General features: G+C 61.0%; 18 protein-coding genes. 12 read left to right on the top strand and 6 right to left on the bottom strand.

Features of this window, described 5'->3' with window-relative positions; all coding sequences use genetic code 11:
- Positions 1 to 223 precede the first annotated feature (223 nt).
- Entirely contained in the window at positions 224 to 1,090 is an 867-nt protein-coding gene (locus PseuLF5_RS00525; RefSeq protein ID WP_186744241.1) for a CAP domain-containing protein, read from the top strand.
- Here the strand turns inward: PseuLF5_RS00525 and PseuLF5_RS00520 are convergent.
- The 3 genes from PseuLF5_RS00520 to PseuLF5_RS00510 all read right to left on the bottom strand — a co-directional run bounded on the left by PseuLF5_RS00520 (position 1,060) and on the right by PseuLF5_RS00510 (position 5,270).
- Entirely contained in the window at positions 1,060 to 2,001 is a 942-nt protein-coding gene (locus PseuLF5_RS00520; protein WP_267804541.1) for a DHH family phosphoesterase, read from the bottom strand. The two genes, PseuLF5_RS00525 and PseuLF5_RS00520, sit on opposite strands and share 31 nt — an antisense overlap.
- A gap of 345 nt (positions 2,002 to 2,346) precedes the next feature.
- On the bottom strand, positions 2,347 to 3,630 hold the full coding sequence (locus PseuLF5_RS00515; RefSeq protein WP_340132664.1) for a Zn-dependent hydrolase: 1,284 nt from the start codon (positions 3,628 to 3,630) through the stop codon (positions 2,347 to 2,349).
- A 155-nt stretch (positions 3,631 to 3,785) separates the two neighbouring features.
- On the bottom strand, positions 3,786 to 5,270 hold the full coding sequence (locus PseuLF5_RS00510) for an NCS1 family nucleobase:cation symporter-1 (RefSeq protein WP_340132663.1): 1,485 nt from the start codon (positions 5,268 to 5,270) through the stop codon (positions 3,786 to 3,788).
- Positions 5,271 to 5,894: 624 nt separating this feature from the next.
- Between PseuLF5_RS00510 and hydA the strand changes: the two genes are divergently transcribed.
- The 3 genes from hydA to preA all read left to right on the top strand — a co-directional run bounded on the left by hydA (position 5,895) and on the right by preA (position 10,134).
- Positions 5,895 to 7,334: a dihydropyrimidinase gene (hydA, locus tag PseuLF5_RS00505; protein WP_340132662.1), complete on the top strand. Its 1,440-nt coding sequence runs from the start codon at positions 5,895 to 5,897 to the stop codon at positions 7,332 to 7,334.
- A gap of 157 nt (positions 7,335 to 7,491) precedes the next feature.
- Positions 7,492 to 8,859 carry an NAD(P)-dependent oxidoreductase gene (locus tag PseuLF5_RS00500; RefSeq protein ID WP_123462964.1) on the top strand — a complete coding sequence of 456 codons (1,368 nt, stop codon included), beginning with the start codon at positions 7,492 to 7,494 and terminating at the stop codon, positions 8,857 to 8,859.
- Positions 8,860 to 10,134 (top strand): NAD-dependent dihydropyrimidine dehydrogenase subunit PreA, encoded by a 1,275-nt coding sequence (gene preA / locus PseuLF5_RS00495; RefSeq protein ID WP_123462644.1) that lies wholly within the window; start codon positions 8,860 to 8,862, stop codon positions 10,132 to 10,134. It begins immediately after the preceding gene.
- A 252-nt stretch (positions 10,135 to 10,386) separates the two neighbouring features.
- Here the strand turns inward: preA and PseuLF5_RS00490 are convergent, their stop codons facing one another.
- Positions 10,387 to 11,007 (bottom strand): TetR/AcrR family transcriptional regulator, encoded by a 621-nt coding sequence (locus tag PseuLF5_RS00490; protein ID WP_064587091.1) that lies wholly within the window; start codon positions 11,005 to 11,007, stop codon positions 10,387 to 10,389.
- 137 nt (positions 11,008 to 11,144) lie between these two features.
- On the opposite strand from PseuLF5_RS00490, the gene copC reads away from it, so the two are divergent.
- Together copC and copD are read left to right on the top strand one after the other, a co-directional pair.
- A complete protein-coding gene (copC, locus tag PseuLF5_RS00485; RefSeq protein WP_340132661.1) occupies positions 11,145 to 11,507 on the top strand; it encodes a copper homeostasis periplasmic binding protein CopC in 363 nt (120 codons plus the stop codon).
- A 3-nt stretch (positions 11,508 to 11,510) separates the two neighbouring features.
- A complete protein-coding gene (copD, locus tag PseuLF5_RS00480; RefSeq protein WP_340132660.1) occupies positions 11,511 to 12,365 on the top strand; it encodes a copper homeostasis membrane protein CopD in 855 nt (284 codons plus the stop codon).
- A 55-nt stretch (positions 12,366 to 12,420) separates the two neighbouring features.
- On the opposite strand, the gene PseuLF5_RS00475 is transcribed toward copD, so the two are convergent.
- Together PseuLF5_RS00475 and PseuLF5_RS00470 are read right to left on the bottom strand one after the other, a co-directional pair.
- Positions 12,421 to 13,563, bottom strand: coding sequence for an HlyD family secretion protein (locus tag PseuLF5_RS00475; RefSeq protein ID WP_128615090.1), 1,143 nt, complete (start codon positions 13,561 to 13,563; stop codon positions 12,421 to 12,423).
- Positions 13,560 to 15,215, bottom strand: coding sequence for an MFS transporter (locus tag PseuLF5_RS00470; RefSeq protein WP_336346395.1), 1,656 nt, complete (start codon positions 15,213 to 15,215; stop codon positions 13,560 to 13,562). The genes PseuLF5_RS00475 and PseuLF5_RS00470 overlap by 4 nt, the downstream gene beginning before the upstream one ends.
- 324 nt (positions 15,216 to 15,539) lie before the next feature.
- Between PseuLF5_RS00470 and PseuLF5_RS00465 the strand changes: the two genes are divergently transcribed.
- From PseuLF5_RS00465 to PseuLF5_RS00440, 6 genes are all read left to right on the top strand, one after another.
- Positions 15,540 to 16,835, top strand: a complete 1,296-nt coding sequence (locus PseuLF5_RS00465) for an OprD family porin (protein ID WP_340132656.1) — start codon at positions 15,540 to 15,542, stop codon at positions 16,833 to 16,835.
- A gap of 408 nt (positions 16,836 to 17,243) precedes the next feature.
- The gene (locus PseuLF5_RS00460; RefSeq protein ID WP_267804534.1) at positions 17,244 to 18,068 is read left to right on the top strand and encodes an NAD-dependent epimerase/dehydratase family protein; all 825 of its coding nucleotides are present in this window, start codon (positions 17,244 to 17,246) and stop codon (positions 18,066 to 18,068) included.
- Between the two features lie 30 nt (positions 18,069 to 18,098).
- Entirely contained in the window at positions 18,099 to 18,992 is an 894-nt protein-coding gene (locus PseuLF5_RS00455; RefSeq protein ID WP_340132655.1) for an SMP-30/gluconolactonase/LRE family protein, read from the top strand.
- A 64-nt stretch (positions 18,993 to 19,056) separates the two neighbouring features.
- Complete coding sequence (locus tag PseuLF5_RS00450; protein ID WP_123462628.1) at positions 19,057 to 20,028, top strand: TRAP transporter substrate-binding protein; 972 nt, start codon at positions 19,057 to 19,059, stop codon at positions 20,026 to 20,028.
- 79 nt (positions 20,029 to 20,107) lie between these two features.
- Entirely contained in the window at positions 20,108 to 20,635 is a 528-nt protein-coding gene (locus PseuLF5_RS00445; RefSeq protein WP_123462626.1) for a TRAP transporter small permease, read from the top strand.
- The gene (locus PseuLF5_RS00440) at positions 20,635 to 21,915 is read left to right on the top strand and encodes a TRAP transporter large permease (protein ID WP_123462624.1); all 1,281 of its coding nucleotides are present in this window, start codon (positions 20,635 to 20,637) and stop codon (positions 21,913 to 21,915) included. Before PseuLF5_RS00445 ends, PseuLF5_RS00440 begins: the two co-directional genes overlap by 1 nt.
- The last annotated feature ends 16 nt before the right edge of the window (positions 21,916 to 21,931 follow it).

The following is a 21,931-nucleotide window of genomic DNA, read 5'->3' as shown; positions in this document are numbered from 1 at the left end:
CTCACTGCTACAGAGGAATGCATTTCAACTGCAGGAGTGAGCCTGCTCGCGACAGGGCCATCCAAGGCCACTTGAATATCTGCTTGACCCACGCTTCGTCGCCTCGAAAAAAAAGCCTTTGCCGCCCCTTGAACCAAGTCCGAAAAGCCCAGTCCTACGCGCGCCGTGTTCTGCGGTGAACCCCACTCAAGCGCTGTTCCCCTTTTTCAGAGCTGTCTGTCCCATGCGCCACGCCGTCCGTTCGTCTCGCTTCGTTTCGCTGTGCCTGCTGATCCTTTCGCCGCTGTTCGCTGAAACCGCCCATGCGGGTGCGGAACGGCAACTGGTGGCGGCCATCAATGACTACCGTGCCCATCCGCAACGCTGCGATCGCCGCCCCGCACAACGCCTGGCGCCCTTGGCATTGAAGTCGAACCTGGCCTTGCCGATCGGTTATCGCTACGCCGGTGGCATGCGTGAAGCGTTGAAGTCGTCCGGGTATTCCGCCGTGGCGGTGCGCAGTATTCGCGTGGTCGGTGCCGAGGACGCCGAAGCAGCCTTCGACCTGCTGCAGAACGACCACTGCGCCGCGTTGCTGGATGCGAGCTACGCCGACATCGGCGTCAGTCGTTCGCGCAATGAATGGCAAGTGGTGCTGGCACAGCCGGTGCTCGACAGTCGTGTTGGTGATAACCGCAGCGTCGGCAAGGCGTTGCTCGCCGAGGTCAACGCCGCCCGGGCGCGCCCAAGAATGTGTGGCCGTCAGCGGTTCGCCGCCGCCCGCCCCTTAAGCTGGAATGCCGCGCTCGGCGCCGCCGCGCAGGGCCACAGCAAAGCGATGGCCTACGGCAACTATTTCGCTCACCGCGATCCGGACGGTGACCTGCCCGCCGACCGCGCCCGGGCAGCGGGCTACCGTGGCCGGCAAATCGGCGAAAATATTGCCGCCGGGCAGAGCTCACCGGGCAAGGCGATGGCAGGATGGCTGGCCAGCCCCGGGCATTGCGCCAACCTGATGAACCCGATGTTCACCCAGGTCGGCGCCGGCTTCGCCAGTGAGGCGCGCAGCGATGAAGGGGTTTACTGGACGATGGTGTTTGGCGCGCCTTGATGGCCAGCGCACAGTCCCAGTTTCAGTAATTCCTTGCGTAGCATGGAAGGCTTGCGAACAGCCAATCCGGCCTGCCAGTCGAGTGGCAATAAATGATCGAGCTTTGCCTGGCTAACCTCGGCTGGCGCCAGAAAGCAGCTTTTGCGGTCGCGGATGCTGATCAGGTTCAACAGCCAGTCGTCGCCCTGCTCCGCCATCCAGCGATTGATCGTTGAGCGATGCCTTTGCAGCAAGATGTCGGCATCCCACACTGTCATTTGCGCGAATATCTGCGGCAGACCGGATTCAGGCTTCATCTGTTTCAGATCGGCGGCCAAAGCGGCGGCAATATCAGATCCAACGGCAGCCTGGCACTCGATGAAATATTGCTCTGGCCAGTCCGCCGACAAACTCGCCAGCCGCGCGAGCACCGCATACGCCTGCACATCCTGCGCCGTAGTCATTTGCCCGGTGAAATTCAGGGTGTTGTCGAGTATAGCCGTAGCCAGGAGCGCAGCGCTTTGCTGACTGATTTTCGGCAACAAGTCAGCCTTGTCCCAACGCTGAAAGACCTGTGTGGCCGCAGCACCGATCGGCTGGATATCAGCGGCAGAGCCAAGTCTCTGCGCCCAGTACTGCTCGTAGCCGGGATGATGGTCGATGACTTCCACCACCCGGTCGAGCACCACCAGCGGGTCGAAATGGTGATAGTCCGAAACATCCACCAGAACAAACTCATCCATTGCTGTCGGCAGGTAATCGTCGAGCGAGTCGCCATTAACCTTGAGGCGCTGGGGAATGCTGGCATTGAGCGGCGCACCGCTGACCGCCCGGGCCGCCACGCCCTGGCAGTTCAGCAGTTCGGCATACGCAATGCAGCAGGCGTATGCATCAATGTCCAGATAAGCCGAACCGGACGTCACCACTCTCACAAAACATGCTCCTCAAGCCGTGCTGCCGATGCGCTCAGCGGTAAATTCAGGGCCTGAGCGATGCCGGTGAGAATTCGTTCATAGGCAACCTGACACTGTTGTTCTGCGATGGAAATGCGCACCGCGCTCTCGGCGATCAGCTCAGGGTAGCCCAATTGCGTAACGGTATTGGACAGGTGGTTTTCCTGTTACCCCCCCACTCCGAACCCGTTACCCCATGTTTCAGGCAGGGGCAAAATTGCACACTCTGATGACGGAAACATGACAAGACGAAGAGATTTCGACGTCTGAACAATGACAACGGGATAGCCGCTGTTGAGTGGTTATCCCGTTTTTAATGCGCGCTCACGCTGCGCGTTGACCGCTCGCCACCATCGCCGAAGCCGCCAGCATCGCCCGCAACAACACGGCACACCCCGCCGCCAGGTCATCCGGCGCGGCGTTTTCGATTTCGTTGTGGCTGATGCCGCCTTCGCACGGCACAAAAATCATTCCGGCCGGGCCGAGTTCGGCGAGGAAAATCGCGTCATGCCCGGCGCCACTGACGATGTCCATGTGCGACAGACCCAGCCCTTTCGCCGCGCCGCGCACCGCCGTCACACAGCCCTTCTCGAAGTACAGCGGCGGGAAATCGGCGGTCGGGGTCAGTTCATAGGTCAGCCCGTGCTCTTCGCAGGTGGCGTCGATGACGTGTTTCAACTCGGCGATCATCGAATCCAGGCGTGCCGGCTCCAGATGACGAAAATCGAGGGTCATGCGCACTTCGCCGGGGATGACGTTGCGCGAGCCAGGATAGGCCTGCAGGCAACCGACGGTGCCACAGGCGTGGGGTTGATGGCCGAGGGCGGCGCGGTTGACCGCACCGACGATCACCGAGGCACCGACCAGGGCGTCCTTGCGCAGGTGCATCGGCGTCGGCCCGGCATGGGCTTCAACGCCGCGCAGCTTGAGGTCGAACCACTTCTGCCCGAGCGCGCCGAGCACCACGCCGATGGTTTTCTGTTGGTCTTCAAGGATCGGGCCTTGCTCGATGTGCGCCTCGAAATACGCGCCGACCTTGTGCCCGCTGACTTTGCGCGGCCCGGCATAGCCGATGGCGTTGAGCGCTTCGCCGACGGTGACGCCCTCGGCATCGACCTTGGCCAGGGTTTCTTCGAGGGTGAATTTTTCGGCAAACACTCCGGAGCCCATCATGCATGGGGCGAAACGTGAGCCCTCTTCGTTGGTCCAGACCACCACCTCCAGCGGCGCTTCGGTTTCCACGCCGAGGTCATTGAGGGTGCGCAACACTTCGACGCCGGCGAGCACGCCAAAGCAGCCGTCGAACTTGCCGCCGGTGGGCTGAGTGTCGATGTGGCTGCCGGTCATCACCGGCGGCAGATCGGGATTACGCCCCGGACGGCGGGCGAAGATGTTGCCCACCTGATCGACCGTGACGCTGCACCCGGCGTCCTTGCACCATTGCACGAAGAGGTCGCGGGCCTGGCGGTCGAGGTCGGTCAGGGCCAGGCGACAGACCCCGCCCTTGACCGTGGCGCCGAGCTTGGCCAGTTCCATGAGCGAGGCCCAGAGGCGGTCGCGGTTGATGTGCTGATGGGTGGATTGCAGAACGTCTACGGCTGCGTTCATGTTGATCTCCTCAGGCAGTTTCTTATGATATTTCTGTGGTGCTTTTTGGGCCGCCATCGCTGGCAAGCCAGCTCCCACAGTTTTTTGGGTGTGCCCACAATTTGTGTACGACTCGATCCCTGTGGGAGCTGGCTTGCCAGCGATGAGGCCTTCCCTTACACCGCTGTTTTCATGACCGAAGGCTGCGCCCGCATCACGCACAACCCGTAATAAATCACCCCGCCCAGCGCCGAGCCGGTGAACCAGCCGTAGCTGTAGAACCAACTGAACGCATCGCTGCCCAGCGACAACAGGGTCAACACCACCGGCACGCCAAACGCGGTAAATCCGGCCCAGTTCCACGCCGGATACACGTCGTCGCGGTACAACCCGGCCAGGTCCAGTTGCTGTTTTTTGATCAGGAAATAATCCACCACCATGATCCCGGCGATCGGCCCGAGCAGGCTCGAATAGCCCAGCAGCCAGTTGGAATACACGGTCTCCAGGCTGACGTCGGAAACGATCAGCCCCAGCTTTTTCAGCAGTTCGTGGGCCATCAAGGCCAGCCCGACCAACCCGGTGAGCAACACTGCTTTGGTGCGGTTGATGACCTTGGGCGCAATGTTCTGGAAGTCGTTGGTCGGCGAAACAATGTTCGCTGCGGTGTTGGTCGACAGCGTGGCGATGATGATCAGCGCCATGGCCACCGCGACCCACACCGGGCTTTGAATGTGGCCGATCAGACTGACCGGATCGGACACCGTGACACCCACCAGTTTCACCGACGCGGCGGTCATCACCACACCCAGCGAGGCGAACAGGAACATGGTCAGTGGCAAGCCGAAAATCTGCCCGAGGATCTGATCCTTCTGGCTCTTGGCGTAACGGCTGAAGTCAGGAATATTCAGCGACAACGTGGCCCAGAAGCCCACCATCGCGGTCAGCCCGGCGGCGAAGTAACTGACCACACTGGCGCCTTCCGGGCGTTTCGGTGGAATCGCCAGCAGCTCGGTCATCGACACATTGGGCATCGCCCACATCAGCAAGCCAATGCCGACCGCCACCAGCAACGGCGCAGACAGGGTTTCCAGCCATTTGATCGACTCGGCGCCACGAATCACCACCCACAGGTTCAGCGACCAGAAGATCATGAAGCCGATCACCTCGCCGGTGCCGCCCAGGGATTTCCAGCCCTCGAACACCGAACCGAGAAACAGGTGAATCGCCAGGCCGCCAAACATCGTTTGAATGCCGAACCAGCCACACGCCACCAGCGCGCGAATCAGGCACGGCACGTTGGAGCCGAGCACGCCGAACGAGGAACGCAGCAGCACCGGGAATGGAATCCCGTACTTGGTGCCCGGGAAAGCGTTGAGCGTGAGCGGGATCAGCACAATGACGTTGGCCAGCAGAATCGCCATCAGCGCTTCGCCCACGCTCAGGCCGAAATACGCGGTGAGCACGCCGCCGAGGGTGTAGGTCGGCACGCACACCGACATGCCGACCCACAGCGCGGTGATGTGCCATTTGTTCCAGGTTCGTTCGCGCACCTTGGTCGGTGCCATGTCGTGGTTGTAACGGGGACTGTCGAGGACGTCGCTGCCGGCTTCGAGTTCGAACAAGCCGTCGCGCTCGGTCACTTGCGATCTGTTCTGTTGCATGGCCGCTCCACTGTTCTTCTGATTATTTTTTTGCTCATCAGGCGGCTGCACACCAGAGTGCGAGCCGGACGATGGCCGGAGGAACTGACAACTTTCGTGTACCGGCCATGGTGTCAGCGGCGGCATCAATAAACGTGCCGGGTGCCCCGCTTACGCATCGGGCCGTGGTTCAAACACATTGCAACTTTCTGATATTGCTCGGTTTTAATTATTTATCGAGAGAGTCCGTGAAAACCTGTCTGCACGCTCAGGCTAAACGTTTGCCAAGTTGTTCGAACTGTCAGGACTCAATCTGGTGCACTGCAATTTTTTTCATTCGGGGCGATCGACCGCAGCTCAACTTCAAGCGGCTGATTTCACATAGGAAATCTTGCTCATATTTCCATCCTGTCAAGTGCGTCAAAATGGTGAACAGCCTCACCATTTTGGTGATTTATGTTTTTTATCTTTATTTTTCAAACACTTAAAACATTCATAAGCTTATAAAAAATAATCTTGATCAATTTCAAAACTGCGACTAGTTTCTATTCCTGACAGCCATGACAGGAATACGCCGTTCATCGCTGTACATCAATAAAACATATAGAACCGATACCAGTCGGTCATGCCTGCGAGGAACTCGGAATGTCTCTGTTGATCCGTGGCGCCACCGTTGTTACCCATGATGAAAGTTATCGCGCCGACGTCTATTGCGCCGACGGCGTGATCAAAGCCATTGGTGAACACCTTGATATTCCCGCCGACGCCGAAGTGCTCGATGGCAGCGGTCAATACCTGATGCCCGGCGGCATCGACCCACACACCCACATGCAACTGCCCTTCATGGGCACCGTGGCCAGTGAAGACTTCTTCAGTGGCACGGCGGCCGGTCTGGCCGGTGGCACCACCTCGATCATCGACTTCGTGATTCCCAATCCGCAACAGTCACTGATGGAAGCCTTTCATCAGTGGCGCGGCTGGGCCGAGAAGTCCGCGTCCGACTATGGCTTCCACGTCGCGATCACCTGGTGGAGCGAGCAGGTGCGTGAGGAGATGGCCGAGCTGGTCAGCCATCACGGGATCAACAGCTTCAAGCATTTCATGGCCTACAAGAACGCGATCATGGCCGCCGACGACACGCTGGTGGCGAGTTTCGAGCGCTGCCTGGAACTCGGCGCGGTGCCGACCGTGCATGCGGAAAACGGCGAGCTGGTCTATCACCTGCAACGCAAGTTGATGGCCCAGGGCATCACCGGGCCGGAAGCGCATCCGCTGTCGCGGCCGTCGCAGGTGGAAGGCGAAGCGGCGAGCCGGGCGATTCGCATCGCCGAAACCATCGGTACGCCGTTGTACCTGGTGCACGTTTCCACCAAGGAAGCCCTCGACGAAATCACCTATGCCCGCAGCAAGGGCCAACCGGTGTACGGCGAAGTGCTGGCCGGGCATCTGCTGCTCGACGACAGCGTCTATCAGCACCCGGACTGGCAGACCGCCGCCGGTTACGTGATGAGCCCGCCGTTCCGGCCGCGCGGGCATCAGCAAGCGCTGTGGCATGGCCTGCAAAGCGGCAATCTGCACACCACCGCCACCGACCACTGCTGCTTCTGCGCCGAGCAAAAAGCCGCCGGGCGCGACGACTTCAGCAAGATCCCCAACGGCACCGCCGGCATCGAAGACCGCATGGCAGTGTTGTGGGACGAAGGGGTCAACAGCGGGCGTTTGTCGATGCAGGACTTCGTCGCCCTCACCTCCACCAACACTGCGAAAATCTTCAACCTCTACCCGCGCAAAGGCGCGATTCGCGTTGGCGCCGATGCCGACCTGGTGCTGTGGGACCCGCAAGGTACGCGCACCATCTCCGCCAAGACCCACCATCAGCAGGTGGACTTCAACATCTTCGAAGGCAAGACCGTGCGCGGCGTGCCGAGCCATACCGTCAGCCAGGGCAAAGTGGTCTGGGCGGACGGCGACCTGCGCGCCGAGCGCGGGGCCGGGCGCTACATCGAACGGCCGGCGTATCCGGCGGTGTTTGATTTGCTGAGCAAGCGGGCTGAGTTGCATAAACCGATTGCTGTGAAACGCTGAAATCCAGGCCTTCGGCCTTCGCGAGCAAGCTCGCTCCCACAGGGGAATGCATTCCAAATGTGGGAGCGAGCTTGCTCGCGAAGAGGCCATCCCGAACGCCACAAAAACCACTGCCCGACAGAGGCAGAAACCTCAAATAACCGTGAGGCAAAAAACCGTGATCGAGACCCTGAACCATCTCCCGCACCCACACGAAAGCGCCGCCGCCCTCGCCGGCCATTTCACCGATCTGGCGCCACCGCTCAACGCCCGGCAGGCGCATCTGGAAGCCTCGCGCTGCCTGTATTGCTACGACGCGCCGTGCGTCAATGCGTGCCCGAGCGAGATCGACATTCCGTCGTTCATCCGCAACATCCACCAGGACAACGTGCCCGGTGCAGCGCAGAAAATCCTTTCGGCGAATATCCTCGGCGGCAGTTGTGCGCGGGTTTGTCCGACCGAAATCCTCTGCCAGCAAGCCTGCGTGCGCAACAACGCGCAGGAATGCGCGCCGGTGCTGATCGGCCTGCTGCAACGCTACGCCGTGGACAACGCGCACTTCACCGAGCACCCGTTCCAGCGCGCCGCCAGCAGCGGCAAACGCATCGCCGTGGTCGGCGCCGGGCCCGCGGGATTGTCCTGCGCTCATCGCAGCGCCATGCACGGGCATGACGTGGTGATTTTCGAAGCGCGGGAGAAAGCCGGCGGCCTCAACGAATACGGGATCGCCAAATACAAACTGGTCGACGACTACGCGCAAAAGGAACTGGATTTCCTCCTGCAGATCGGCGGCATCGAGATTCGCCACGGGCAGAAACTCGGCGACAACCTGACCCTCAGCGAATTGCATCAGCAATTCGACGCGGTGTTCCTCGGCCTCGGCCTCAATGCCAGCAAACAGCTCGGCCTGCAGCACGAGGACGCCCCCGGCCTGCTCGCCGCCACCGACTACATCCGCGAACTGCGTCAGGCCGATGACCTCTCGCAACTGCCGCTGGCCGAGCGCTGCATCGTCCTCGGCGCCGGCAACACCGCGATCGACATGGCCGTGCAAATGGCCCGCCTCGGTGCCCGCGATGTCAATCTGGTGTATCGCCGGGGTGCGGCGGACATGGGCGCCACCGGCCACGAACAGGACATCGCCAAAGCCAATCAGGTACGCCTGCTGACCTGGGCGCAACCGGACGAAGTGCTGCTCGACGCGCAAGGCCAGGTGCGCGGCATGCGTTTCGCCCGCACGCATCTGGTCGAAGGACGCCTGCAAACCACTGGCGAAACCTTCGAACTGGCGGCTGATGCGATCTTCAAAGCCATCGGTCAGGCCTTCGACAGCAGCGCCCTCGCCGACCCGCTGGCCCGCGAACTCAAGCGTCAGGGCGAGCGAATCCAGGTCGATGACAACCTGCGCACCAGCATCCCCGGGGTGTATGCCGGCGGCGACTGCACCAGCCTCGATCAGGACCTCACCGTGCAAGCCGTGCAGCACGGCAAACGCGCCGCCGAGGCGATCAATGCTCAACTGATGCTTAACGTGGAGGCTGCGTAAATGGCCGATCTCTCGATTGTCTTCGCCGGTATCAAAGCCCCCAATCCGTTCTGGCTGGCCTCCGCGCCGCCGACCGACAAGGCTTACAACGTAGTCCGTGCCTTCGAGGCCGGTTGGGGCGGCGTGGTCTGGAAAACCCTCGGCGAGGACCCGGCGGCGGTTAACGTCTCGTCGCGCTACTCGGCACACTACGGCAATAACCGCGAAGTGCTGGGCATCAACAACATCGAACTGATCACCGACCGCTCGCTGGAGATCAACCTGCGCGAGATCACCCAGGTCAAGAAAGACTGGCCGGACCGCGCGCTGATCGTCTCGCTGATGGTGCCGTGCGTGGAGGAATCGTGGAAACACATCCTGCCGCTGGTCGAAGCCACCGGCGCTGACGGTATCGAGCTGAATTTCGGTTGCCCGCACGGTATGCCCGAGCGTGGCATGGGCGCGGCGGTGGGTCAGGTGCCGGAGTATGTCGAGCAGGTCACCCGCTGGTGCAAGACTTATTGCTCGCTGCCGGTGATCGTCAAACTGACGCCGAACATCACCGACATCCGCGTCGCCGCCCGCGCCGCGCATCGCGGTGGCGCCGATGCGGTGTCGCTGATCAATACGATCAACTCGATCACCAGTGTCGATCTGGAACACATGGTCGCCCTGCCCACCGTCGGCAGCAAAAGCACCCATGGCGGTTACTGCGGCTCGGCGGTCAAGCCGATTGCGCTGAACATGGTCGCCGAAATCGCCCGCGATCCGCAGACCCAGGGCTTGCCGATTTGTGGCATTGGCGGCATCGGCAGTTGGCGTGATGCGGCGGAATTCATGGCGTTGGGCAGCGGCGCGGTGCAGGTGTGCACAGCGGCGATGTTGCATGGCTTCCGCATTGTCGAAGAGATGAAGGACGGCTTGTCGCGGTGGATGGACAGTCAGGGCTACGCCAACATCGCCGAGTTTTCCGGGCGTGCGGTGGGCAATACCACGGACTGGAAGTACCTCGACATCAACTATCAGGTGATTGCGAAGATCGACCAGGACGCGTGCATCGGTTGCGGGCGTTGCCACATTGCCTGCGAAGACACCTCACACCAGGCGATCAGCAGCCTGAAGCAGGCCGACGGCACGCATAAATATGAAGTGATTGATGACGAGTGCGTGGGCTGCAATCTGTGCCAGATCACCTGCCCGGTGCAGGACTGCATCGAAATGGTGCCGATGGAGACGGGCAAGCCGTTTCTCGACTGGAACCATGATCCGAGGAATCCGTACCACGTTGCGGTCTAGACCGGCGGCTGATCCAAAAGCCCCCTCACCCTAACCCTCTCCCAAAGGGAGAGGGGACCGATTGGGGGATGCTGCCAATCTCCGCCGACCTGAAAGTATTGTTGTGAATCCAAAATCGACTGGGGTTCATAGATGAGAGATGCTTTGAATCCATAATCGACCCGGTCTTACAGGTCGATGTACCTCTCAACACACCTCGGTCAGCTCCCTCTCCCTCCGGGAGAGGGTTGGGGTGAGGGTCGGCTTTTACTTTCAGGGCTCCAGCCCGATCCCACGCAAGATCACACTGGTCACCGTCTGCACCGCCCGCTCGAACTGCATGTCCGACAGCGGCTGGTGTTCGTTGAGAATATTCACTTGATGATCGAAGTCGGCGTAATGCTGGGTCGAGGCCCAGATCATGTACAGCAGGCTCGACGGTTCCACCGGCAGAATCCGCTGGTCTTCCACCCATTGGCGGATCTTCGCTTCTTTCATTTTCGCCCAGTCGTACAGGCTCACATCCAGCGCCTCGCCCAGCGTCGGCGCGCCGTGGATGATTTCGTTAGCCCAGACTTTCGAACCGTATGGCCGGCTGCGCGAATGGTTCATCTTGGCGCGGATGTAGCTGCTGAGCACCACCCGTGGATCGTCGAACATTTCGAAACACAGCGCATCCTGCTTCCACACTTCCAGCAAGTCGAACAACACCGCGCTGTACAGCTCACTCTTGGTGGAAAAGTAGTAATGCAGGTTGGAGCGCGGCAGTTGCACTTCGGCGGCGATGTCGGCCATGGCGGTGCCGCCGAAGCCTTTTTCGGCGAAGACTTTTTCCGCCGCCAGCAGGATTTTCTCGACGTTACTGCGACGAATCTCGATCTTGTGATTGCCCATGTGGGCTCCCTGACAACAGCGTTGCCCAAGACTAGCATCCGCTCTGGTGCGCGGGCGACCGCGACAAACAAAACTTCGTACGAAGGACAGCGGGTGGCTAAACTGACGCTTTTTATTCTGCCAACGAGGTATCCGCGATGCTGTTCAAGAATCTCCTGACCACCACTGCCCTGCTCGCTTCGCTGTTCGCCGCCACCTCCGTGTTGGCTCACGCCCACCTGAAAAGCCAGACCCCGGCTGCCGACAGCACCGTCACTGCACCGGCCGACCTGCGCCTGACCTTCTCCGAAGGCGTCGAAGCCAGCTTCACCAAAGTCACCTTGACCAGGGATGGCGCACCGATCGCGCTCAAGCTGCTGACCACCCAAGGTGACAAGAAAACCCTGATCGTCACCCCCGCCGCACCACTGACGGCGGGTGAATACAAAGTCGAGTGGCACGCCGTGTCCGTCGATACGCACAAAAGCGAAGGCGCCTATCAGTTCAAGGTTGGCCAGTGATTGATGAATGAAGCGCTGGTGCTGTGCCGCTTCCTGCATTTCACCGTGGTGTTGATGCTGTTCGGCACCTGGCTGTTCCGGCCGTTGCTGCTCAACGGTGAAGCGCAGGCGCTGGATCGGCAGTTGACGCGCCTGACGCGTTGGCTGACGGCCATTGCACTGGCCAGCGGCATTGCCTGGGCGCTGTTGATCACGGCGAGCATGGCCGGTTCGGCGGCGGCAGCGTTTGACGTGGACACGGTTGCCTTGGTGCTGGGCAATACGTTTTTTGGCCAGGTGTGGCGCTGGCACCTGCTGATCAATGCGCTGCTGCTGGCATTGCTGTTCACTCCGTGGCGTTCAAACCTGGCGTTACGGCTGGGCTTGAGCGGCGCGCTGCTGGCAACACTGGCGCCGGTCGGTCACGGTGCGATGCTCGATGGCTTGAGCGGGCAGTTGCTGATTCTCAACCAGATCATCCACCTCACCTGCGTCGCCGCGTGGCTCGGCGGACTGTTGCTGCTGGTGATGATTCTGCGTCAGCCGAGTCAGCCGCGTGAGGTGTTGCGACGCTTCAGCGGTGTCGGTTACTGGCTGGTGGCAGGGCTGCTGATCACCGGATTGATCAACGTGCGCGTGCTGACCGGCCAGTGGTGGCCAACGCCGTTGTTCAGCGGTTTTGCCCTGATTCTGCTGATCAAGGCGGCGCTGGTGGTGGGCATGCTGGCGCTGGCGCTGTTCAACCGCTTGCGGATTGAAGATTGCGAACAACGGATGGGCGCGCTCAAGCGCAGTGTGGTGCTGGAATGGCTGTTGGGGATGGGGGCGGTGGCGGCGGTTTCGCTACTCGGCACCCTGCCCCCGATGATCACAGGATAAACGCCGTTCAACTGTGGGAGCGAGCTTGCTCGCTCCCACAGGGTTATGCATTGGGTCAATGAGGTTGTGTGTCGCCCGCCGCGGTATCAATACTGACCACCACCGACATCCCCGGACGCAACCGCTCCTCTTCCTGCTGCCCCTCATCAATGGTGATCCGCACCGGCACCCGCTGGGCGATTTTCACGAAGTTGCCGGTGGCGTTATCGGCTTGCAACAGCGCGAATTCCGAACCGGTGCCCGGCGAAATATGCTGCACGTGACCGGTGAATCTGCGGTGGTTCAACGCATCGACGGTGAAACGCACCGGTTGCCCGACGCGCACGCTGTCCATCTGGGTTTCCTTCATGTTGGCGATCACCCATTTCTGGTTCGGCACCAGCGCCATCAACTGCGCCCCGGAGTTGACGTAGGCGCCGAGGCGCACGCCAATCTGCCCGAGCTGGCCGTCACGCGGGGCGACGATGCGGGTGTTCGACAGGTCAATCCGCGCCAGTTGCACCGCCGCTTCCGCGCTGGCCACCGCCGCCTCCAGCGAACCGCGATTGACGATCACCGTTTGCAGGTCCTGCCGGGCGATTTCCAGATTGGCCTTGGCTTGCGCCACCGCCGCGACACTTTGCGCATTGGCCGCCAACGCCACGTCCATTTCACGCTTGGACACCGAGCCGTCACTCACCAGCTCCTTGTTGCGCCGCAGATCGGCCTCGCTTTTGCGCAACTGCGCTTCACTGTCGGCCTGCACCGCCTGACGCAACTTGATGGTCGCTTCGGCACTGTTGCGCTGCTGCACCACGTTAGCCAGCGCGGCTTTCTGCACCGCCAGTTGCGCCAGCGCCTGATCGAGGCGTTGCTGATAAATCCGGTCGTCCAGACGCACGAGCAAATCACCAGCCTTCACGTACTGAAAATCCTGCACCGGCACCTCGAACACGTAGCCGCTGAGCTGCGGCCCGATGATCGTCACCTGCCCGCGTATCAGAGCGTTTTCGGTGGTTTCCACCGCGCTGCTGAACGGCGGCAATTGCCAGGCATACAACACGATCAACACGCCGACGATGGCAATCGCGGCAAAGCCCAGCGACGAGATGATCCGCACCCGCAACGAGCGCGGTTCGGTGTTGGGCGAGGACGGCGGCGCCGCACCTTCAGGCGTGGCAGCGATGGCATTGGTGGTTGTGGTGGTCGGTTCGGTCATGAAGTAGAAGCACCGCTAGGTGGTACGGAAGGCGCAGAGGCGACGGCTTTGGTGGTGCTCATCAGCCACAGTGCACGAATGGACAGCCAGATCATGGTCAGCACCGCAATCACGGCGATCAGCATGAACACATCGTTGTAGGCCAGCACGTTGGCCTCGCGAGTCGCGGCATTCGACAGACTACGAATACCCGCCAGGTTGCGCAGGCTCGGGTCGGCCAGCAACGAGCCGTACGCCGAACCGCCGCTCTGCACGCGCGCGGCCACCAACGGGTCAGACAACGTCAGGTGCTCAACAATGTGACTGGAATGAAATTTTTCCCGAGCGATCTGGAAGGTGCCCAGAAGTGCCGCGCCCAGCAGGCCGCCGAGGTTGTTGCAGATCCCGAACAGCACGGAAAAGCTCACCAGGTTGCGTGGATTGGTCAGCACATTGCGAGTACCGAAGACCATGGTCGGGCCGAGGAAAAACGTGCTGCCGAAGGCCAGCAGGAACTGACTGAAGTAGAGGTTTTCCGGGCGGGTCAGGTTGTTGGAAAAGCTGTCCATCATCGACCCGGTGGCCATCAACGCCAGCGAGATGATCAACGGCATCAGCAGGTGTTTGGGGTCAATGGTCAGCGCACTGGTCAACAGCCCCGCGACACTGCCGATCAGCATCACCACGTAGAGGCTGTGCAACTGCTCATAGCCCATGTTCAGGTTCTGCATGAAACCGACCGCACCGGTGGACTGCTCCGAGGTGACCATGCGAATCAGGGTCACCGCCAGCGCCAGGCGGATCATCGTCCCGCTGCCGAGCCAGCGGGTCATCAGCAGCGGGTTGCTGCGATTATGTTCGATGGCCAGACCGGCGAGGATCAAGGCAATCGAGGCGGCCAGCGCATAGCCGATCCAGTTGGCCTCCAGCCACCAGTCGATACGCCCCAACGACAACACCGCGCACAGCAGCGCTACACCGGTGGCGAGAATGGCGAAGGTGAGGAAGTCGAGGGGTTCGAACGTCTTGAAGCGATCGCCCGGCGGCAACTTGAGCATCAATACGCAGCCCAGCGAGAGCAGCGCCATGCCCAATTCGAACAGGTACAGGCCACGCCATTCGGCGATCTGCAACAAGTCCTCGGAAAACAGCCGCGCCAGCGGCAAGGCCAGTTGCGACGTGCCCAGGCCGAGCACCAGTGCCTTCATCCGCCACTTCGCCGGAAACGCCTGGACCATGTAATACAGGCCCAGCGAACTGAGTGCCGCACCGACCATGCCGTGGGCCGCCCGCACCGCCACCGCCGAGTTCAGGTCGTTGACGAACAAATGGCCGAAGGTCACCAGTGCATACAGCACCAGAAACACTTCGGTGAACGCGCGCAAACCGAACTGCTGGCGAAACTTCACCAGCAGCAGGTTCATCGACACATTGGTCATCACGAACGCCGCCGGCAACCAGGCCATCTCCGCCGTGGTCGCCCCGAGCGCACCTTGCAGGTAAGGCAGGTTGGCGACCACCAGCGAGTTGCCCAAACCACCGGTCACCGCCACCAGCACACCGACCAGCGCATACGCCAGGCGCTTGGGATTGGAGTGCAACGGCGTCGAAGGGGAACCGGGCAGGCTGGGCTTTTCGTGGGGCTGCCAGTTGCGCGGGGCGTATTGATCCATGGAAAGGCCTTGTGCGGAACGTGGGTGAAGTTTGCCGCAAATTGACCGGCAACACACTCATCCCTGTCATCCACCAAACCCTGTGGGAGCTGGCTTGCCAGCGATGAGGCCGGCATATCCAGCATCCTTGTTGAATGACACTGCGCAATCGCTGGCCAGCCAGCTCCCACAGGGTCGGGTGGCGAATTGAACATTCAGACGCCAGCAAGTCATCGTATAACTTGCTGTTGACATTCCCCGAAAACGTAGGAAATATCCGCAACCATGTTGTACGACGACGTATAACAAATAATAAAAACAACAACCGAAACAGGGAGCGTCACAGTGAGCACACTCGTCTGCAATTCCGTCCGCCCTTCGCGCTTTTCCGCCCCTCGCCCACGCACGACCTTGAGCCTGATCGGCTGCAGCAGCCTCGCCCTCGCCCTGCCGATGAGCGCCGGTGCCGAAGGTTTTATCGACGACAGCAAGGCCACGCTGAACCTGCGCAACGCCTACTTCAATCGCAACTTCGTCAACCCGGCCTACCCGCAGGGCAAAGCTGAAGAGTGGACGCAGAACTTCATCCTCGACGCCAGATCCGGCTTCACCCAAGGCACTGTCGGTTTCGGTCTCGACGTGCTGGGGCTGTATTCACAGAAGCTCGACGGCGGTAAAGGCACCGGCGGCACGCAACTGCTGCCGATCCACGATGACGGGCGCCCGGCCGACAACTTCGGCCGGCTCGGTGTGGCGCTGAAAGCCAAGGTGTCGAAGACCGAACTGAAGGTCGGCGAATGGATGCCGGTGTTGCCGATCCTGCGTTCGGACGACGGACGCTCACTGCCGCAGACCTTTCGCGGCGGCCAGATCACCTCCACCGAGATCAACGGCCTGTCCGTCTACGGCGGTCAGTTTCGCGGCAACAGCCCACGCAATGACGCAAGCATGGAAGACATGTCAATGAACGGCCGCGGCGCGTTCACTTCCGATCGCTTCAACTTTGGCGGCGGCGAATACACCTTCAACGACAAACGCACCCTGGTCGGCGTGTGGTACGCCGAACTCAGCGACATCTACCAGCAGCAGTACTTCAACGTCAGCCACAGCCAGCCGCTGGGCGACTGGACACTGGGTGCCAACCTCGGTTTTTTCACCGGCAAGGAAGACGGCAGTGCCCGCGCCGGTGACCTCGACAACAAGACCGCCTTCGCCCTGCTCTCGGCCAAATACGGCGGCAACACCTTCTATGTCGGTCTGCAGAAACTCTCCGGTGACGATGCCTGGATGCGCGTCAACGGCACCAGCGGCGGCACCCTGGCCAACGACAGTTACAACGCCAGTTATGACAACGCCAGGGAACGCTCCTGGCAACTGCGCCACGACTACAACTTCGTCGCCCTCGGCATTCCAGGCCTGACCCTGATGAACCGCTACATCAGCGGCGACAACGTGCACACCGGCACCGTGACCGACGGCAAGGAATGGGGCCGCGAGTCGGAGCTGGCCTACACGGTGCAAAGCGGCCCGTTGAAAAACCTCAACGTGAAATGGCGCAACGCGACGATCCGCCGGGACTTCAGCACCAACGAGTTCGACGAGAACCGGGTCTTTATCAGCTATCCGATTTCGTTGTTGTAAGCAGATCTCTTTTTACCCTGTGGGAGCGAACCTGCTCGCAAAGGCGCCTTGGCAGTCGATGCAAGAGTGCCTGGACCGGCCTCATCGCTGGCAAGCCAGCTCCCGCAGGTATCAGCGTTGTTTTGAATTAGCGCATTCACCACAAAATCCTGTGGGCGCTGGCTTGCCAGCGATGGCGGCGGCAGATTCACCGCTGATGTTGATTGACACACCGCTTTCGCGAGCAGGCTCGCTCCTGCAAGGGATTGCGTTACCAGGTGGGCATTGTGGTGATCGAAAAGTGTTTTGGGCCTTCCGTCATTTACACCAAAAGTCGCGTTGACAAGTTCCGGAAACCCTACCGATACTTCAGCGCAGTCATACGACAACCTACAACAAACTTAAAAACAAAACATGTAAGGGATTGCCATGACGTCTACTTCTGCACCCCGCGCCCCTTTCAATCGCCTGCTGCTGACCGGCGCTGCCGGTGGCCTCGGCAAGGTCCTGCGTGAACGCCTGCGCCCCTATGCCAAGGTGTTGCGCCTGTCCGACATCGCCGCCCTCGCCCCGGCCACCGATGATCGCGAAGAAATCATGCTCTGCGATCTCGCCGACAAACACGCCGTGCACCAACTGGTCGAAGGCGTGGATGCGATCCTGCACTTCGGCGGCGTCTCGGTGGAGCGGCCGTTCGAAGAAATCCTCGGGGCCAACATCTGCGGCGTCTTCCATATCTACGAAGCGGCGCGCCGGCACGGCGTGAAGCGCGTGATCTTCGCCAGCTCCAATCACGTCATCGGTTTCTACAAGCAGGACGAAAAACTCGACGCCAGCTCAGCGCGCCGTCCCGATGGTTACTACGGTTTGTCCAAGTCCTACGGCGAAGACATGGCCAGTTTCTACTTCGATCGCTACGGCATCGAGACCGTCAGCATCCGCATCGGCTCCTCGTTTCCCGAGCCGCAAAACCGCCGGATGATGCACACCTGGTTGAGCTTCGACGACCTCACGCAACTGCTCGAACACTCGTTGTACACGGCGAACGTCGGCCACACCGTGGTTTACGGCATGTCCGACAACAAGGACCTGTGGTGGGACAACCGCCTGGCCAGCCACCTCGGGTTCACGCCGAAAGACACCTCTGAAGTGTTCCGCGAACAGGTCGAGGCACAACCGATGCCAGCGGCCGATGACCCGGCACGCATCTATCAGGGCGGCGCGTTTGTCGCGGCAGGTCCGTTCGGTGACTGATCACGCTGACCACGACACAAGGGAATGAATATGCAAGCCGAATTGATCGTCGATGCTCGCAATGCCGTGGGTGAAAGCCCGGTCTGGGTGCCGCAGGACAACGCCCTGTACTGGGTGGACATCCCCAACGGCGGGCTGCAACGCTGGAGCGCCGACACCGGCCACGTCCATGCGTGGAAAACTCCGGAAATGCTCGCCTGCATCGCTCGTCACCGCCGGGGTGGCTGGGTCGCTGGCATGGAGAGCGGTTTCTTTCATCTGCACCCGCACAGCGACGGCAGCCTCGACAGCGAACGGCTCGCCAGCGTTGCACACAGCCGCAATGACATGCGCCTCAACGACGGCCGCTGCGATCGTCAGGGCCGCTTCTGGGCCGGCAGTATGGTGCTGGACATGGGCCTGAACTTGCCCGAAGGCCGGTTGTACCGCTACGGCACCGGGCAGTCGGGCGTGATCGAAGCGCAGCTGGACGGTTTCATCGTGCCCAACGGCCTCGGTTTCAGCCCCGACGGCAAGACGATGTATGTGTCTGATTCGCACCCCGCCGTGCAATTGATCTGGGCCTTTGATTACGACACCGACAGCGGCACGCCGTCGAATCGCCGTGTATTCATCGACATGAATCATTTCCCCGGACGCCCCGACGGGGCTGCTGTGGATGCCGAGGGTTTCTACTGGATCTGTGCCAACGACGCCGGCCTCATTCACCGCTTCGCGCCGGACGGTCGACTCGATTTCTCGCTGGCCGTACCGGTGAAAAAACCGACCATGTGCGCCTTCGGCGGCAGCCTTATGGACACCTTGTTCGTGACCTCGATTCGTCCCGGCGATGACCACGATCCGCAATCCCTGGCCGGCGGCGTGTTCGCCCTTAACCCCAACGTCAAGGGCCTGCCGGAGCCGATATTCGACGATGTGCTGTAACACCCGCCTCTGCTGCACCGCTGCGCCTTGAACACAACAATAACAAGACTGGAGACTCACCCCCATGTACTTCAAACGCACCTTGCTCGCCGTCGCTTTACCGTTCGCCTTTACTCTCGCCAGCGCCGCGCAGGCACTGGAAATCAAATTCGCCGACATTCACCCCGCCGGTTACCCGACCGTGGTCGCGGAAGAAAGCATGGGTAAAACCCTGACCAGGGAAACCAACGGCGACCTCACCTTCAAGTATTTCCCGGGCGGCGTGCTCGGTTCAGAGAAGGAAGTCATCGAACAGGCCCAGGTCGGCGCAATCCAGATGACCCGCGTCAGCCTCGGCATCGTCGGCCCGGTGGTGCCGGATGTGAACGTGTTCAACATGCCGTTCATCTTCCGCGACCAGGCGCACATGCGTGCAGTGATCGACGGCGACGTCGGCGATGCGATCCTCGACAAGATCACCCAATCGGAATTCGGTCTGGTCGCGCTGGCCTGGATGGACGGCGGCACGCGCAACCTCTACACCAAGAAACCGGTGCGCAAACTCGAAGACCTCAAGGGTATGAAGATCCGCGTGCAAGGCAACCCGATGTTCATCGAAACCATCAATGCCATGGGCGGCAACGGCATTGCGATGGACACCGGGGAAATCTTCAGCGCCCTGCAGACCGGCGTGATCGACGGCGCGGAAAACAACCCGCCAACCCTGCTCGAGCACAATCACTTCCAGAACGCCAAGTTCTACAGCCTCACCGGCCACCTGATCCTGCCGGAGCCGATCGTGATGTCGAAAATCACTTGGGACAAACTCACCCCTGAACAGCAAACACTGGTGAAGAAAGCCGCCAAGGCGGCCCAGCTTGAAGAGCGCGCACTGTGGGACGCGAAATCCGCCAGCAGCGAAGAAAAACTCAAGGCCGCCGGCGTCGAGTTCATCACCGTCGACAAGAAACCCTTCTACGAGGCCACTGCCTCGGTTCGCGAGAAATACGGCGCGCCTTACGCCGACCTGATCAAGCGTATCGAAGCGGTGCAGTAACCCTCCCAGCCCTCAATGAAAGGCCCGGCAGCGCTGGCGTCCACTGACGCTCGCGGCTGCCCGGTTACGGTGGATCCCGATGAAGAATTCGCTGCTGCGCCTCAACGATAAGCTGTACATGACCTGCATCTGGGTCGCGGGCCTGTCGGTCCTGGCCATCGCCCTGATCATTCCCTGGGGCGTATTCGCCCGTTATGCCCTCGGCACCGGTTCGAGCTGGCCGGAACCCACCGCGATCCTGCTGATGATGGTTTTCACCTTCATCGGCGCCGCTGCCAGTTATCGCGCCGGTGCGCACATGGCCGTCGCCATGGTCACCGACCGTTTACCACCCAACCTGCGCAGAACGATGAGCGTCATCTCGCAGTTATTGATGGGCACCATCTGCCTGTTCATGACCATCTGGGGCGCCAAGCTGTGCGCCTCGACCTGGAACCAGTTCATGAGCGCCCTGCCAACCTTGCGCGTGGGCATCACCTACATGCCAATCCCGATCGGCGGCGCGCTGACGCTGATCTTTGTCGTGGAAAAACTGCTGTTCGGTGATCAAAGCAATCGCCGCGTGGTGCGGTTCGACCTGGTTGAAGAAAACGAAGGGGCTGCCTGATGGACGCATTGATTCTGTTAGGCAGTTTTATCGTGTTGATCCTGATCGGCATGCCGGTCGCCTACGCCCTCGGGTTGTCGGCGCTGATCGGCGCGTGGTGGATCGACATCCCGTTCCAGGCCTTGATGATTCAGGTGGCCGGCGGGGTCAATAAATTTTCCTTGCTGGCGATTCCGTTCTTCGTGCTGGCCGGGGCGATCATGGCCGAGGGCGGCATGTCGCGGCGGCTGGTGGCGTTTGCCGGGGTGTTGGTGGGGTTCGTGCGTGGCGGTCTGTCGCTGGTCAACATCATGGCCTCGACCTTCTTCGGTGCGATCTCGGGATCGTCGGTGGCCGACACGGCATCGGTGGGTTCGGTGCTGATTCCAGAGATGGAGCGCAAGGGTTATCCGCGCGAGTTCTCCACGGCGGTGACGGTCAGCGGGTCGGTGCAGGCGCTGTTGACGCCACCAAGCCATAACTCGGTGCTTTATTCGCTGGCGGCCGGTGGCACCGTGTCCATCGCCTCGCTGTTCATGGCCGGCGTGGTTCCGGGCCTGTTGATGAGCGCATGCCTGATGGTGCTGTGCCTGATCTTCGCGAAGAAACGCGACTACCCGAAGGGCGACGTCATCCCGCTGCGCGAGGCCTTGAAGATCTGCGGCGAAGCGCTATGGGGCATGATGGCGATGGTGATCATTCTGGGCGGCATTCTGTCCGGGATCTTCACCGCCACAGAGTCCGCGGCCATCGCCGTGCTCTGGGCGTTCTTCGTGACCATGTTCATCTATCGCGACTATAAATGGAGCGAACTGCCGAAACTGATGCACCGCACGGTGCGCACGATTTCGATCGTGATGATCCTGATCGGCTTCGCGGCGAGCTTCGGCTACATCATGACCCTGATGCAGATCCCGGCGAAGATCACCACGCTGTTCCTGACCCTGTCGGACAACCGCTACGTGATCCTGATGTGCATCAACGTCATGCTGCTGTTGCTCGGCACGGTGATGGACATGGCGCCGCTGATCCTGATCCTCACGCCGATTCTGATGCCGGTGATTCTCGGCATCGGTGTCGATCCGGTGCAGTTCGGCATGATCATGTTGGTCAACCTGGGGATCGGGCTGATCACGCCACCGGTGGGCGCGGTGCTGTTTGTCGGCTCGGCGGTGGGCAAGGTCAGTATCGAAAGCACCGTGAAGGCGCTGCTGCCGTTCTACGCCGTGCTGTTTCTGGTATTGATGCTGGTCACCTACATTCCGGCGATTTCGCTGTGGTTACCGCATCTGGTGTTGTAACCCCGACGCTGTGGCG

The organism is Pseudomonas sp. LF-5, from assembly GCF_037626295.1.
Taxonomy (GTDB): domain Bacteria; phylum Pseudomonadota; class Gammaproteobacteria; order Pseudomonadales; family Pseudomonadaceae; genus Aquipseudomonas; species Aquipseudomonas monsensis.
This window is presented reverse-complemented; position numbering and strand designations above follow the sequence as displayed.